General features: G+C 65.8%; 11 protein-coding genes. 9 read left to right on the top strand and 2 right to left on the bottom strand.

Going from position 1 to position 13602, the window contains the following annotated elements; translation table 11 throughout:
* The first annotated feature begins 63 nt into the window (after nt 1-63).
* Nucleotides 64-1116 carry a virulence RhuM family protein gene (locus Q376_RS0110755; RefSeq protein ID WP_027350317.1) on the top strand — a complete coding sequence of 351 codons (1053 nt, stop codon included), beginning with the start codon at nt 64-66 and terminating at the stop codon, nt 1114-1116.
* Between the two features lie 99 nt (nt 1117-1215).
* Here the strand turns inward: Q376_RS0110755 and Q376_RS0110745 are convergent, their stop codons facing one another.
* Nucleotides 1216-2421 carry a tyrosine-type recombinase/integrase gene (locus tag Q376_RS0110745; protein WP_027350316.1) on the bottom strand — a complete coding sequence of 402 codons (1206 nt, stop codon included), beginning with the start codon at nt 2419-2421 and terminating at the stop codon, nt 1216-1218.
* 183 nt (nt 2422-2604) lie between these two features.
* Entirely contained in the window at nt 2605-3996 is a 1392-nt protein-coding gene (gene mnmE / locus Q376_RS0110740) for a tRNA uridine-5-carboxymethylaminomethyl(34) synthesis GTPase MnmE (protein ID WP_052365135.1), read from the bottom strand.
* Nucleotides 3997-4344: 348 nt separating this feature from the next.
* Between mnmE and Q376_RS0110735 the strand changes: the two genes are divergently transcribed.
* The 8 genes from Q376_RS0110735 (at nt 4345) to Q376_RS0110700 (ending at nt 13566) form a co-directional block, all read left to right on the top strand.
* A complete protein-coding gene (locus Q376_RS0110735; RefSeq protein WP_052365134.1) occupies nt 4345-6015 on the top strand; it encodes an ABC transporter substrate-binding protein in 1671 nt (556 codons plus the stop codon).
* A gap of 19 nt (nt 6016-6034) precedes the next feature.
* Nucleotides 6035-6988 carry an ABC transporter permease gene (locus Q376_RS0110730; protein ID WP_027350313.1) on the top strand — a complete coding sequence of 318 codons (954 nt, stop codon included), beginning with the start codon at nt 6035-6037 and terminating at the stop codon, nt 6986-6988.
* Nucleotides 6989-7013: 25 nt separating this feature from the next.
* Nucleotides 7014-7907: an ABC transporter permease gene (locus Q376_RS0110725; RefSeq protein WP_052365133.1), complete on the top strand. Its 894-nt coding sequence runs from the start codon at nt 7014-7016 to the stop codon at nt 7905-7907.
* 2 nt (nt 7908-7909) lie between these two features.
* Complete coding sequence (locus Q376_RS22290; RefSeq protein WP_043447328.1) at nt 7910-8968, top strand: ABC transporter ATP-binding protein; 1059 nt, start codon at nt 7910-7912, stop codon at nt 8966-8968.
* A gap of 72 nt (nt 8969-9040) precedes the next feature.
* Nucleotides 9041-10078 carry an ABC transporter ATP-binding protein gene (locus tag Q376_RS22285; RefSeq protein WP_081803506.1) on the top strand — a complete coding sequence of 346 codons (1038 nt, stop codon included), beginning with the start codon at nt 9041-9043 and terminating at the stop codon, nt 10076-10078.
* Complete coding sequence (locus Q376_RS0110710; protein ID WP_052365132.1) at nt 10075-11271, top strand: amidase; 1197 nt, start codon at nt 10075-10077, stop codon at nt 11269-11271. The genes Q376_RS22285 and Q376_RS0110710 overlap by 4 nt, the downstream gene beginning before the upstream one ends.
* Nucleotides 11272-11273: 2 nt before the next feature.
* On the top strand, nt 11274-12326 hold the full coding sequence (allD, locus tag Q376_RS0110705) for an ureidoglycolate dehydrogenase (protein ID WP_043447325.1): 1053 nt from the start codon (nt 11274-11276) through the stop codon (nt 12324-12326).
* A gap of 439 nt (nt 12327-12765) precedes the next feature.
* Entirely contained in the window at nt 12766-13566 is an 801-nt protein-coding gene (locus tag Q376_RS0110700; RefSeq protein WP_281173360.1) for an ABC transporter substrate-binding protein, read from the top strand.
* The last annotated feature ends 36 nt before the right edge of the window (nt 13567-13602 follow it).

Here is a 13602-nt window from a genome sequence, read left to right as displayed (position 1 = left end):
GAAGGTAGCGCTCCATACGAATGCAGGCCAACACATTCAATTTCTAGCCCGTGTGCATTGCTCATGACCGACCAACTTCAGCCTCTGCCCGGCGAATTCCTACTCTACGAGACCGAGGACGGGCGAACCCGCGTCGAATGCCGCTTCGTGGCCGATACACTGTGGCTGCCGCAGGCGGGCATGGCCGAGCTGTTCCAGACCAGCAAGCAGAACGTTGCCAAACACCTGAAGGCGATCTTTGCCGAGGGGGAGCTGCGGCCCGAGGCAGTTGTCAACCAATGGTTGACAACTGCCTCTGACGGCAAGAACTACCGGGTGGCCTACTACAGCCTGGAGGCGATTCTGGCGGTCGGCTACCGGGTGCGCTCGCCACGCGGCACCCAATTCCGCCGCTGGGCTACGGAGCGCCTGGCTGAGTACCTGGTCAAGGGCTTCACGCTGGACGACGAACGCCTGAAGAATCCGCCCGTCGCCGGTTCCGCCGTTTCCGACCGTTTCGACGAGCTGCTCGAACGTATCCGCGACATCCGGGCCAGCGAACGCCGGATGTACCTGCGAGTGCGCGAGATATTTTCGATGGCAGCGGACTATTCGCCCACGCTGCCGGAAACCACCCAGTTCTTCCGCTTTATCCAGAACAAGCTGCACTTCGCCGTCACAGGCAAGACCGCCGCCGAACTGATAGCCGAGCGTGCCGACAGCCGCCAGCCCAACATGGGGCTGACGACCTGGAAATCCGGCAGCGTACAGAAGGCCGATGTGACCGTTGCCAAGAATTACCTGCGGGAATCGGAAATCAGCGAACTCAACCGCATCGTCACGATGTGGCTGGACTTTGCCGAGGATCAGGCTCGTCGGCGCAAGGAGGTGTTCCTGAAGGACTGGGCGGAGCGGCTCGATGCCTTCCTGACCTTCAACGAACGCGATGTGCTCACCGGCGCAGGCCGCATCTCCAAGAAGCAGGCCGACGCCCACGCTGAGAACCAATATGAGCAGTTCGCCGTCCAGCGGCGGGCCTTGTTGGAGGCTGAAGGTGCAGATGCCAATGTACGAGCGTTGGAGGACGCCGCCAAGGCGCTGCCCAAGCCGGGCAAAAGTAGCAGGAAGAGAAAATGAATTGCCGGGCTTGGCCCGGCCAAAGGGAAGATGAAAAAGGCGATAAGGGAATGGAGACCAAGGGACAACGGCCCTACCCGGAAAAGGAAAAGGTCCCCCTCAAGCCGAAGCGGCGCCGATCACCAGATTTGCCGACGGCACCAGCCTGTCGATGTAATCCGACCACGCCTGCAACATCTCCCGCCGCTGCTCGGCGTACTCCGCCCGGTTGTAGACACCGCGCACGCCGCCGATGGTGTGGTTCAGCGCCTTCTCCACCACGTCCGAAGGCCAGCCCTGTTCGTGCAGCAGCGTCGATGCGGTGCGCCGCAGGTCGTGGATGGTGAAGGCAGGAATCTCCTGCCCCTGTAATGACACCTTCAACGCCTGGTTCAGTGCATTGCTGGCGAAGGGCTTGGCCAGGGTGCCACGCCCCGGCAACACCCAGACGCTGCTGCTGGCCAGCGGCTTGAGCTCCTTGAACAGCATCTGCGCCTGGGTGGACAGGTAGACGATGTGCGGCTTGCCGGTCTTGGAGTTCTCGACCGGGATGTGCCATTCGCCTTCGTCCAGATGCATGTCCTTCCACTGCGCCAGCATCAGTTCGGACTTGCGCACCAGAGTCATCAGGATCAACTGGAAGGCGATCTTGAACTGGCGGCGGATGTTGGAGGTCTGCATGGCGCGCAGGAACTGCCGGATCTCGTCCGGCGTCAGCGCCCGGTCGCGGGCTGCTGCGCGGTAGACGTGCCGCATCGGCAGGGCCATGACCGGGTTGGCCTGGATCAGGCCGCAGGTCAGTGCGTAGTCGAACATGCGCTTGAGCAGGCCGCGCACCTGGCCGGCGGCGGCATCGAAGCCTTGTTCTTTCTTGCGCCAGATGACGCTGCGCACGTCCTCGGCGGTAATGTCCCGGACGGGCTTGCTGCCGATGTGCGGCAGGATGTCCTTTTCCAGGTAGCGCCGGGGCATGGTCACGTCCTTGCGGTCGCGCGATTGGATGTCTTTGAAGAAGCGCTCGGAGAACTCGGCTACGGTGGCGTCTTCTGCGCCGGCCACCTTGGCTTGCTGTTTCTTCTTTGCCGGCGATTCGCCCATTGCTACTTGCTGGGCCGCCTCATCCCGTTTCAAGCGAGCATTCTTCAGCGTCAGCGCGGGGTATTTGCCCAGCGTCAGCTTCTCGTACTTGCCATTCAGGCGGTAGCGGTAACGCCAGACGATGCCGCCGGTCGGGAAGACTTCCACATGAAGCCCCCGGTCGTCGGTAATCGTGTAGGTCCTGTCTCTGGGCTTGAGCGCCTTGAGTGCGTTGTCGGTCAGTGCCATCTCATCCTCCGTATGTCCAAGTAGGGGTAAGAAAGCGATCAACCAGCTACTTGGAACTAAACTTGGACATAAAAATGAGTGGCTTTGAGTGTATCACCGAATCACTCAGTAGACAAAAATCCCTTTATTTATGCGGCTTACAGGCGCATCAGCAGACTTCGATGGACATCAATGGAACCTATCTCACTTCCCTATACAAAAACTGCCGAATATCTCCCCGAGCAGATCGTCGGCGGTGAATTCGCCGGTGATCTCGCCGAGGGCTTGCTGGGCGGCGCGGAGGTCTTCGGCGAGCAGTTCGCCGGCGCCGCCGCCTTGGAGCTGGGCGGTGCCGGTGGTGAGTGCGGCGCTGGCGCGTTCGAGGGCTTCGAGGTGGCGGCGGCGGGCGGAGAATTGGCCTTCGCTGGTGGTGGTGTAGCCCATCACTTGCTTGAGGTGGGCTTTCAAGTTATCCACACCCACTCCTTGGCGGGCGGAGAGGCGGATGACGGGTGGGGTTGTGGATAGTTCGCTGGCGTCGCCTTCGCCGCTGAGGTCGACTTTGTTGCGCACCAGGGTCAGCCGTGCGGGGTCGGGGAGGCGGGAGACGAATTCGGGCCAGATCTGGAGCGGGTCGAGGGATTGGGTCTCGGTGGCGTCGACCAGCAGCAGGACGCGGTCGGCGCGCTCGATTTCGGCCCAGGCGCGCTGTACGCCGATTTGCTCTACGGCGTCGGGGGTGTCGCGCAGTCCGGCGGTGTCGATCACGTGCAGCGGCATGCCGTCGAGGTGGATGTGCTCGCGCAGTACGTCGCGGGTGGTGCCGGCGATGTCGGTGACGATCGCGCTGTCGCGCTCGGTCAGGGCGTTGAGCAGGCTCGATTTGCCGGCGTTGGGGCGCCCGGCGATCACTACGCTCATGCCTTCGCGCATCAGCGCTCCTTGCGCCGCTGCGGCTCGCACCTGGTCGAGGCGTTGGCGCAGCTCGGCGAGCCGGGTGGCGACGACGCCGTCGTTGATGAAGTCGATCTCTTCCTCGGGGAAGTCGATCGCCGCTTCGACGTAGACCCTGAGCTCGACCAGGGCGTCGGTGAGCGCGCTCACCCGGCGTGAGAATTCGCCCGACAGCGAGCGCAGTGCGTTGGCGGCGGCCGCGCGCGAGCTGGCTTCGATCAGGTCGCTGATCGCTTCGGCCTGGGCAAGATCGAGCTTGTCGTTGAGAAAGGCGCGTTCGGAGAACTCTCCGGGCCGGGCGAGGCGCGCGCCGAGGGCGAGGGTGCGTTCGAGCAGCCAGTCGATGATCACCGGGCCGCCGTGGCCTTGGAGCTCGAGCACGTCTTCGCCGGTGAACGAATTGGGCCCAGGAAAGTAGAGCGCGATGCCTTGATCGAGGACGCTGCCGTCGTGGTCGAGGAAGGGTCCATAGTGGGCGTGGCGCGGGCGCGGAAGATAGCCGAGCAGGGCTTCGGCGATCGCGCTCGCCTTCTGGCCTGAGATTCGCACGATGCCGACCCCGCCGCGTCCGGGCGGGGTCGCCTGGGCGCTGATGGTGTCCTGGTCGAGGGTGGACAGCGAAAGGGGGGACGAAGTGGCCATGCGAAGCTCCTCGGCACGCCGTGAGTGGCGGATGACGCTTGGGTGTCATCCGAGGCGGCAAATGATAAGGCCTCGCTTGCTCAGCGACCAATTTGTGTGGGTTGGGGGTGGGTGCACCAATTGTTGGCGGGGTGGTGTCGGTGGGGGTGGTGTTGGCACCATCTTGGGGCTGGTGTTTGGGTTGGCTTTGACGTCGGGCCGTGGTTCGAGAGGCTCGTCCCTCGCTCCTCACTACGAAGGGGTGGGGGCTGGCGTTGCCGTGGTCGTGGTTGGCGTGCGATTTGCTTTGCTTAACGAGTCAGCGCTTTGGCTGCGCTCGGATAACAACGATAAGCACAGGACCACGATATGGACTTCGGATCTCTCGCTCCGGCGACCCGCTTGCGCCGGGCGGCGCTCGCTCTGGCTATCTCTTCGGCACTTGCACTGCCGGGCCTTGCCGCTGCGCAGACCACGCTGCGCATCGGTATGACCGCCGGTGACATCCCGCTGACCCACGGTCAGCCCGACCAGGGCTATGAGGGCAATCGTTTCAGCGGTATTCCGATCTACGATTCGCTGGTCCAGTGGGATTTGTCCCAGGGCGATGCGCCGAGCGGCCTGGTGCCGGGTCTTGCCACCGAGTGGCAGGTCGATGCCGAGGATCACACCAAATGGCGCTTCACCCTGCGCGAGGGTGTCGAGTTCCATGACGGCACGCCGGTCAATGCCGATGCGATCGTCTGGAACGTCGACAAGGTGCTGAACAGCGAGGCGCCGCAGTACGCGCCGGGTCAGATCGGCAATACGCTGTCGCGGATGCCGACTTTGCGTTCGGCGCACAAGATCGACGACTACACCGTCGAACTGGTGACCTCCGAGCCGGATGCCTTCTTGCCGTTCAACCTGACCAACCTCTTCATCGCCTCGCCTTCGGCCTGGCAGGGCTTCTACGATGCGACGCCCTCGAGCGCGGATGCGGCGACCCGCAGCCAGCAGGCGTGGACCGAGTTCGCGGCCCATGCGGTCGGCAGTGGTCCGTTCAAGCTCGAGCGGCTGGTGCCGCGCCAGCAGCTGACGCTTGCCAAGAATCCCGACTACTGGAACCCCGACCGGGTGCCGAAGGTCGACCGCGTGGTGCTGCTGCCGCTGCCGGAGGCCAATGCCCGTACCGCCGCGCTGCTCTCCGGCCAGGTCGATTGGATCGAGGCGCCGGCGCCCGATGCGATCCCACAGATCGAAAGCCGTGGCTTCAAGATCTACTCCAATACCCAGCCGCACCTGTGGCCGTGGCAGTTCTCTTTCGTCGAGGGCTCGCCGTGGAACGACAAGCGCGTTCGCCAGGCCGCCAATCTGTGTCTCAACCGCGCGGATCTCAAGGAGTACCTCGGTGGCTACATGGTCGAGGCGACCGGGATCTTCGAGCCGGGCTCGCCGTGGCGCGGCGAGCCTGAGTTCCAGATCTCCTACGATCCCGATCGCGCCCGCGAAATGATGGAGGAGGCCGGCTTCGGCCCCGACAACCCGGTGAAGGTCAAGATCCAGACCTCAGCATCGGGCTCAGGCCAGATGCAGCCGCTGCCGATGAACGAGTTCATCCAGGAGAGCCTGCGCGCCTGCTACATCGATACCGAGCTCGATGTCACCGAGTGGAACACGCTGTTCACCAACTGGCGGCTCGGCGCTCGTGACCCGGCCGCCCAGGGCGCCAACGGGATCAACGTCAGCGCGGCGACCATGGACCCCTACTTCGCGATGATCCGCTTCGCCACCGAGGCGGCCTTCCCGCCGGCGTCGACCAACTGGGGCTACTTCTCGACCCCTGAAGTGGAGGAGCTCGCCCGCGAGGCGCGCAATGCCTTCGAGCCTGCCGCGCTCGATGAGGCCGCGGCCAAGCTCCACGCCGCGATCGTCGACGAGACGCCGTTCTTGTTCGTCGCCCACGACGTCGGCCCGCGTGCGATCTCGCCGAAGGTCCATGGCGTGGTCCAGCCGCAGAGCTGGTTCATCGACCTCGCCACCATGTCGATGGAAGACTGACCGGTCCCGGGAGAAAACGATGGGAGGCTACGTGGTGCGTCGGCTGCTGCTGACGATCCCGATCATGCTCGGCGTGGCGCTGGTCTGCTTCATGCTGGTGCATCTGTCGCCGGGAGATCCGCTGGTATCGGTGCTGCCGCCGGATGCGTCGCAGGCGCTGCGCGAGCAGATGATCTCGCTCTACGGCTTCGACCAGCCCTACGTGGTGCAGTTCTTCAAGTGGCTCTTCAACGCGCTGCAAGGCAACCTCGGCACCTCGATCGCCACCGGCCGGCCGGTGATCGACGAGGTGCTGGTGGCGGCGGTCAATTCGCTGCGCCTGGCGGTGCTGGCGACCCTGCTCGGCTTCTGCTTCGGCAGCCTGTTCGGCTTCGTCGCCGGCTACTTCCAGAACAGCTGGATCGACAAGCTGGCGTCGATGCTGTCGATCTTCGGTGTCAGCGTGCCGCACTACTGGCTCGGCATGGTGCTGGTGATCATCTTCGCCTCGCAGCTCTACTGGCTACCGGCCACTGGCGGTGGGCCGACGGGTTCTGATGGCTGGCAGTGGGACTGGGACCACCTGCAGTACATGATCCTGCCGGCGATCACGCTGTCGGTGATTCCTACCGGGATCATCTCCCGCACCGTGCGCGCCGTGGTCGCCGAGACCCTGGCACAGGAGTTCATCGTCGGCCTGCGCGCGCGGGGCCTCGGCGAGGCGGCGGTGTTCCGCCACGTGGTCAAGAACGCGGCCCCCACGGCGCTGGCGGTGATGGGGCTGCAGCTCGGCTACCTGATGGGCGGCTCGATCCTGGTCGAGACGGTGTTCTCCTGGCCGGGCACCGGGCTTTTGCTCAATACCGCGATCTTCCAGCGCGACATGCCGCTGCTCCAGGGTTCGATCTGGGTGCTGGCGCTGTTCTTCGTCAGCCTCAATCTCTGCGTCGACATCTTCCAGGCCCTGCTCGACCCGCGCATCGAGCGCAGCTAGGGCGAGAACACCTAGGAGAATCAACATGACGACTTCCCCGGTGGTCGACCCCGCTCAGGTCGCCCCCCTGGTGCATCGCTCCAGCGGCTACTGGCGCACGGTCGGTGGGCGCCTTGCGCGCGATCGCCTCGCTTTGGTGGTGGGCTTGATCATCGTGGCACTGCTGGCGATGGCGCTGTTCGGGCCGTGGCTTACCCCGCACGATCCCTATGCCACCTCGATGATCAGAAGGCTGCGCCCGATCGGCACCGAAGGGCATCCGCTCGGCACCGACGAGCTCGGGCGCGACCTGCTCTCGCGGTTGATCCTCGGCGCCAGGCTCTCGCTGTTCATGGGCATCACCCCGGTGGTGCTGGCGTTCTTCATCGGCAGCGCCCTCGGTATCGTCGCCGGCTACGCCGGCGGCTGGCTGAACGCGGTGATCATGCGCACCATCGATGTCTTCTACGCCTTCCCCTCGGTGCTGCTGGCGATCGCGATCTCCGGTGCGCTGGGCGCCGGGATCGGCAACGCGCTGCTGTCGCTGACCCTGGTGTTCATTCCCGAGGTGGCGCGGGTCGCCGAGAGCGTCACCACCCAGGTGCGCGGGCGTGACTACATCGAGGCGGCGCGCGCCTCGGGCGCCAGTGCGCTGTTGATCATCCGTACCCAGGTGTTCGGCAATGTGATCGGGCCGATCTTCGTCTACTCCACCGGGCTGATCTCGGTGTCGATGATCCTCGCCTCCGGGCTCTCCTTCCTCGGCCTCGGCGTACGTCCGCCGGAGCCGGAGTGGGGGCTGATGCTTAACACCCTGCGCACGGCGATCTACTCCCAGCCGCTGATCGCCGCGCTGCCCGGCGTGATGATCTTCATCACCTCGATCTCGTTCAATGTCTTCGCCGATCGCCTGCGCGCGGCGATGGCGGTGAGGAGCTGACGATGCCATCCAGCAGTGATTCCCGCGCTGCCGATCCGCGCGATCTCGGCGGGCCGATCCAGCCCCTGCTCAAGGTGCGCGGCCTGGTGAAGCACTTCTCGGTCAGGGGCGGGGCCGGCAAGCGGCGGGTGGTGCGCGCGGTCGACGGCATCGACTTCGAGGTGCGCAAGGGCGAGACCCTCGGCGTGGTCGGCGAGTCCGGCTGCGGCAAGTCGACCACCGCGCGGCTTTTGATGCAGTTGATCAAGCTTGATGCCGGCGAGCTGATCTTCGACGCCGCCACGGTCGGCGGGCAGCAGCTGCCGCTGCGCGAGTTCCGCCGCCAGGTGCAGATGGTGTTCCAGGACAGCTACTCATCGCTCAACCCGAGGATGACCATCGAGCAGTCGGTGGCCTTCGGGCCGCGGGTCCACGGCGTCGGCAGGCGCGAGTCGATGGCGCGTGCGCGCTCGCTGCTCGATCGTGTCGGGCTCGACCCCCAGCGCTTCGGCGGGCGCTATCCCCATGAGCTTTCCGGCGGCCAGCGCCAGCGGGTCAATATCGCCCGCGCCCTGGCGTTGGAGCCGCGGCTGGTGATCCTCGACGAGGCGGTGTCGGCGCTCGACAAGTCGGTCGAGGCCCAGGTGCTCAACCTGCTCGACGACCTGAAACGCAGCATGGCGCTGACCTACGTGTTCATCAGCCACGATCTTCACGTGGTGCGCTACGTCTCGGACCGCATCCTGGTGATGTACCTGGGCGAAGTGATCGAGATCGGCCCGGCGGAGGCGCTGTTCGAGCGCTCGGCGCACCCCTACACGGTCGCGCTGCTCGGCTCGATGCCCTCGCTCGACCCTGACCAGCGCACCGAAGCGCCGCCGCTGGTCGGCGACCCGCCGAGCCCGATCGATCCCCCCAGCGGCTGTCGTTTTCACACCCGCTGCCCTTACGCCGAGCCGCTTTGCGCAGAACAAAAGCCGCCGTTCGCGGAGCTCGATGAGGGCCACCGGGCGGCGTGCTGGATGGTGGTGCCGGGTTCTCAGCACTCGCAGGCCGCCAAGGCGCAGTGCGTCGATGCCTGACCGCGACAGGCGCTGGGAACCTTCCACGGGCGCGCCGCGCGCCGCCCATCAATCCGCTAGCGAGGAGGCAGCATGAGCGACCTGCAACCGGCGGCGATGGTCGAGACGCGCGGCCTCAAGGTGCGCTTCGAGCAGGCCGGCAAGCGCATCGAGGCGGTCAATGGCGTCGATCTCAGCGTCTCGCGGGGCGAGGCGCTGGCGCTGATCGGCGAGTCCGGCTCGGGCAAGAGCGTCACCCTGCGCGCGCTGATGCGCCTGCACCCCGAGCGCAGCACCCGGATCGAGGGCCAGATCGAGATCGAGGGGCGCGAACTGATGGCGATGTCGCGCGGCGAGCTATCGCGGCTGCGCGGGGGCGAGGTGGCGATGATCTTCCAAGAGCCGCTTCTGGCGCTCGACCCGGTCTATACCGTGGGCCAGCAGATCGTCGAGGGGCTGCGCCGGCATCGCGGGCTATCGCGCAGTGAGGCGCGCGCGCGGGCGCTGGAGGCGCTGAAGAGCGTGCGCATCCCGAGCCCCGAGTCGCGCCTCGACGCCTACCCCCACGAGATGTCGGGAGGGATGCGCCAGCGCGCGATGATCGCGCTGGCGCTCTCTTGCCACCCCAAGCTGCTGCTCGCCGACGAGCCGACCACCGCGCTCGACGCCACGGTGCAGATCCAGATCCTGATCTTGCTGCGCGAACTCAGGCGCGAGCTCGGCCTGGCGCTGATCTTCGTCACCCACGACATCGCCGCCGCCGCGGAGGTCGCTGATCGGGTCGCGGTGATGTACGGCGGGCGGATCGTCGAGATGGCGCCGGTCAGGGAGCTTCTGCGCGCGCCGCGCCACCCCTACACCATCGCCCTGCTCGCCAGTCGGCCGGATGGCGGGCTGGCCAAGGGCAAGCGGCTGGAGACCATCCCCGGCTCCCCGCCGGACCTCGCCGCGCTGCCCCCCGGCTGCGCCTTCGCCCCGCGCTGCCGCCACGCGATGGCGATCTGCTCGAGCCAGCTGCCGCCCAGCGAAAGGATCGACAGCGAGCATCTCGTCGCCTGCCACTGGGCGATGGGACGCAGCGACGCCGATCCCTATACCCAACCCCGCCAAGAGGAGCGAATGGATCGATGAACATCGAGGATGTACAGGGCGACGAGCCGTTCGCGCTGATGCCCTATCCGCCGGCCAGCGTCGCGCATGCAGAGCAGGGGCCACTCGCGGGGCTGAGTTTCGCGGTCAAGGACCTGTTCGACGTCGCCGGCTACCCGACCTCCGGCGGCAACCCGACGCTCTTGGCGATGTCGGGGATCAAGCGCACTACCGCGCCCACCGTGCAGCGGCTGCTCGACTCAGGCGCGAGGATGATCGGCAAGGCGCAGACCAATGAGATGGCGTTCTCGATGAGCGGCAAGAACGCGCACTTCGGCACCCCGCGCAACGGCGCCGCGCCGCAGCGGATTCCCGGCGGCTCCTCCTCGGGCTCGGCCTCGGCGGTCTCGAACGGCCTGTGCGACTTCGCGCTGGGCACCGATACCGGCGGCTCGGTGCGTACGCCTGCGAGCTACTGCGGTCTGTACGGGCTGCGCCCAAGCCACGGGCGGATCTCGCTCGAGGGCTGCCAGCCGCTGTGCGCGAGCATGGACACCTGCGGCTTCTTCGCGCGCGACCCTGAGGTGTTCCAGCGGGTCGCCGAGTGTCTGCTTGGCGAGGACAGCGCGCCGCTGATCGAGGCGCCGGCGCTGTCCAGCGCGGTGCTGATGGAAATGCTGCCAGCGGCTTCTCGCGCCGCGCTGGCGCCGGCGTTGGCGCGTATCGAGCGCGCCTGCAGCGGTATCGAGGCGTTCAGCGATCAGTGGCCGTCGCTTGAGGAGGCCTACTGGGCGTTTCGCTACATCCAGGGCCGCGAGGCCTGGCAGGCGCAGGGCGAGACGATCCTGCGCCACGGCCTGGTGCTTGGCCCGGATGTGAGCGCTCGCTTCAGCTGGGGGCGGCAGGTCAGTGACGAACAGCTGGCCGAGGCCATCGCATTTCGGGCGCGCTTTCGCGATGCGGTGGATGCAATGCTCGGCGACCGCGTGCTGGTACTGCCCACCGTCGCCGACATCGCGCCGCGCCTCGACGCCAAGGACGAGGAGATCGAGGCGGCTCGCACCATCGCTCATCACCTGCTCGGAATCGCGGTGCTCTGCGGCCTGCCCCAGGTCAATCTGCCGCTCGCCGAGAAAGACGGCGCGCCGCTGGGTATCTCATTGCTCGCCGGGCGCGGTCGCGACCTTGCGCTGGTGCGGCTGGCGGCGCGTATCGGCGCATCGGTGGAGGGCTGAGTGTGACACGCATCGCGGTTGAGAAGCTCACCGCGCTGATCGTCCGCAAGCTCGTGCTGGCGGGGCTGAGTGCCGAGCACGCTGGCATGGTCGCCGCCTCGCTGGTTCATGCTGACGCCCGTGGGGTCCACTCCCACGGCGCGCTGCGGGTCGAGTACTACGCCGAGCGGATCAGCAAGGGGGGCACCAACCCCGCGCCGCGCTTCATGGTCGAGCGCCGGGCACCCGCCGCGGCGGTGTTCGACGGCGACAACGGCGCCGGCCACGTCGCCGCTTTCGAGGCGATGGAGGTGGCGATCGAGATCGCCCGCGAGCAAGGCGTAGCGGCGGTCGGCGTACGCCGGATCGGCCACAGCGGGGCGCTCTCGTTCTTCGTCGAGCAGGCCGCCCGGCAAGGGCTGGTCGCGCTATCGATGTGCCAGTCCGACCCCATGGCGGTGCCCTACGGCGGCGCCGAGCCTTACTACGGTACCAATCCGATCGCTTTCGCCGCGCCGGGCGAGGGGGACGATCGGATGATGCTCGACATGGCGACCACGGTGCAGGCGTGGGGCAAGGCGCTGAATGCGCGGATGCGCGGCGAGGCAATCCCACCCGATTGGGCGGTCGACGCCAGCGGCGCGCCGACCACCGACGCCGATGCCGTGCGTGCGCTGCTGCCGATCGCCGGGCCCAAAGGCTATGGCTTAATGATGATGGTCGACGTGCTCGCCGGCATGCTGCTCGGCCTGCCGTTCGGCAAGCACGTCTCCTCGATGTACCACGACCTCTCGGCCGGGCGCGAACTGGGCCAGCTGCACCTGGTGATCGATCCCGCCGCCTTCACCGACGCCCGCGCGTTTCGCTCCCGCGTCTCCCAAGCGATGCGCGAGCTCAGCGCCTCCACCCCCGCCGCCGGCGTCGAGCGAGTGCTCTACCCCGGCGAGGACTGCGTACTGCGCGAGCGCGAATCCAAGCGTCTCGGAGTGGAAGTCGACGATGCCGTGCTCGCCTATTTAGAAAGCGAAGTGATCCACCGCAACGCCTACGCCGGCAAAGATCCCTTCGCACGCTGAAGCGGTGGTCGAGGCCGTGGTTCGACACGGGCCTCCATGGTGTCTCGCAAGATTGGCCCAAGTCGGCGAAGGCCCGGTTCACCGCGAGCGGTGGGGAAATCCCGGGCCTTGGCGCCAACCCCCAACCCGTTCGTCCCGAGCGGATTCCAAGTGCCTTGGAGATTAGACCGCAGTCCGCGTGGGACAGACATGCGCCTGATCGACTTGCTGTGGGCATGCACTTCATCTTTATGTTGCGGTTTTTTGATCGAAAATGGTGCATTTGATGGATTTTTGACAAAAACTATCTCTCGATATCTTGTTTAAGATTTTGAAATATAAGATTAAAAATAAAATGGAACGTATTTTGCTTTAGTGTCAATGCCAAATTGTTCAACAATAATCAGACTCGGACTCTCCCATGCGCCTCTCTCGTCTCTCTCAACTGTGTCGCGCCGCCGTGATACTTACTGCCCTTGCCTCCTCTACCTCCATTGCCCAAGCTGCCTCGCCGACGCTGAGCCAGGGTCGGCTGACGATCGGCTCCGATTTGACCTACCCCCCTTACGCCTACATGGAGGGTGACCAGCCTGCGGGTTTCGATCCCGACTTCATGCGTGCGATGGCCGGGCGGATGGGTCTTACGGCGGACTTCGTCGATACCCGGTTCGCCAGTTTGATCACCGGTCTACGTTCGCACCGCTTCGATTTGATCGCTTCCGCGCTGTTTGTGACCCCTGAACGGGGCAAGGTGCTCGACTTCGTTCCCTATCTACGTGCGGGTGAGTCATTGCTGGTACTCACGGGTGCGGCGCAGGCGCCTGAAGTTCCAGAGCAGCTGTGCGGGCTACGGGTAGGCTCTATCCAGGGAGCCTCATGGACACCCAAGCTCGAGGCGCTTTCCGCCTCTTACTGCGTCGAGCAGGGCAAGGCACCGATCCGGGTGCAGGAGTACGACACCGACCCGCAGACTACCCAGGCGTTGCTGTCGCGGGCGATCGACGTGCAGATGTCCGATGCGGCGGTGGCCAAGCAGGTGGTCGAACGGCTCAATGGCCGGGTCGAGATCAGCTCGACTTCGCTGATCTACCCGGTACTGATCGGGCTTGGCGTCAACAAGGGTGATCAGGCGCTGCTCGATGCCCTCGATGCCGCCTTGGCAGCGCTGCGTGACAGTGGCGAGTACCAGGCGCTGCTCGAGCGCTACAACCTTGAAGCGCCGAGCCAGGATGACCTGAACGCGGCTCTGGCGGGCGAATAGGAAAGCGTTTCGACCCCCGTCGGGCTCGAGCGGGGT

This window comes from Halotalea alkalilenta DSM 17697 (assembly GCF_000621205.1).
GTDB lineage: Bacteria > Pseudomonadota > Gammaproteobacteria > Pseudomonadales > Halomonadaceae > Halotalea > Halotalea alkalilenta.
The sequence above is the reverse complement of the archived record's forward strand: the minus strand, read 5'-3'. Positions and strand labels throughout refer to the sequence as shown.

Coding starts and splice junctions, on each gene's coding strand:
- Q376_RS22290 (WP_043447328.1), top strand. CDS start 7,910: ATGCCATCCAGCAGTGATTCCCGCGCTGCCGATCCGCGCGATCTCGGC.
- Q376_RS0110725 (WP_052365133.1), top strand. CDS start 7,014: ATGACGACTTCCCCGGTGGTCGACCCCGCTCAGGTCGCCCCCCTGGTG.
- Q376_RS0110710 (WP_052365132.1), top strand. CDS start 10,075: ATGAACATCGAGGATGTACAGGGCGACGAGCCGTTCGCGCTGATGCCC.
- Q376_RS22285 (WP_081803506.1), top strand. CDS start 9,041: ATGAGCGACCTGCAACCGGCGGCGATGGTCGAGACGCGCGGCCTCAAG.
- Q376_RS0110755 (WP_027350317.1), top strand. CDS start 64: ATGACCGACCAACTTCAGCCTCTGCCCGGCGAATTCCTACTCTACGAG.
- Q376_RS0110735 (WP_052365134.1), top strand. CDS start 4,345: ATGGACTTCGGATCTCTCGCTCCGGCGACCCGCTTGCGCCGGGCGGCG.
- Q376_RS0110730 (WP_027350313.1), top strand. CDS start 6,035: ATGGGAGGCTACGTGGTGCGTCGGCTGCTGCTGACGATCCCGATCATG.
- mnmE (WP_052365135.1), bottom strand. CDS start 3,996: ATGGCCACTTCGTCCCCCCTTTCGCTGTCCACCCTCGACCAGGACACC.
- Q376_RS0110745 (WP_027350316.1), bottom strand. CDS start 2,421: ATGGCACTGACCGACAACGCACTCAAGGCGCTCAAGCCCAGAGACAGG.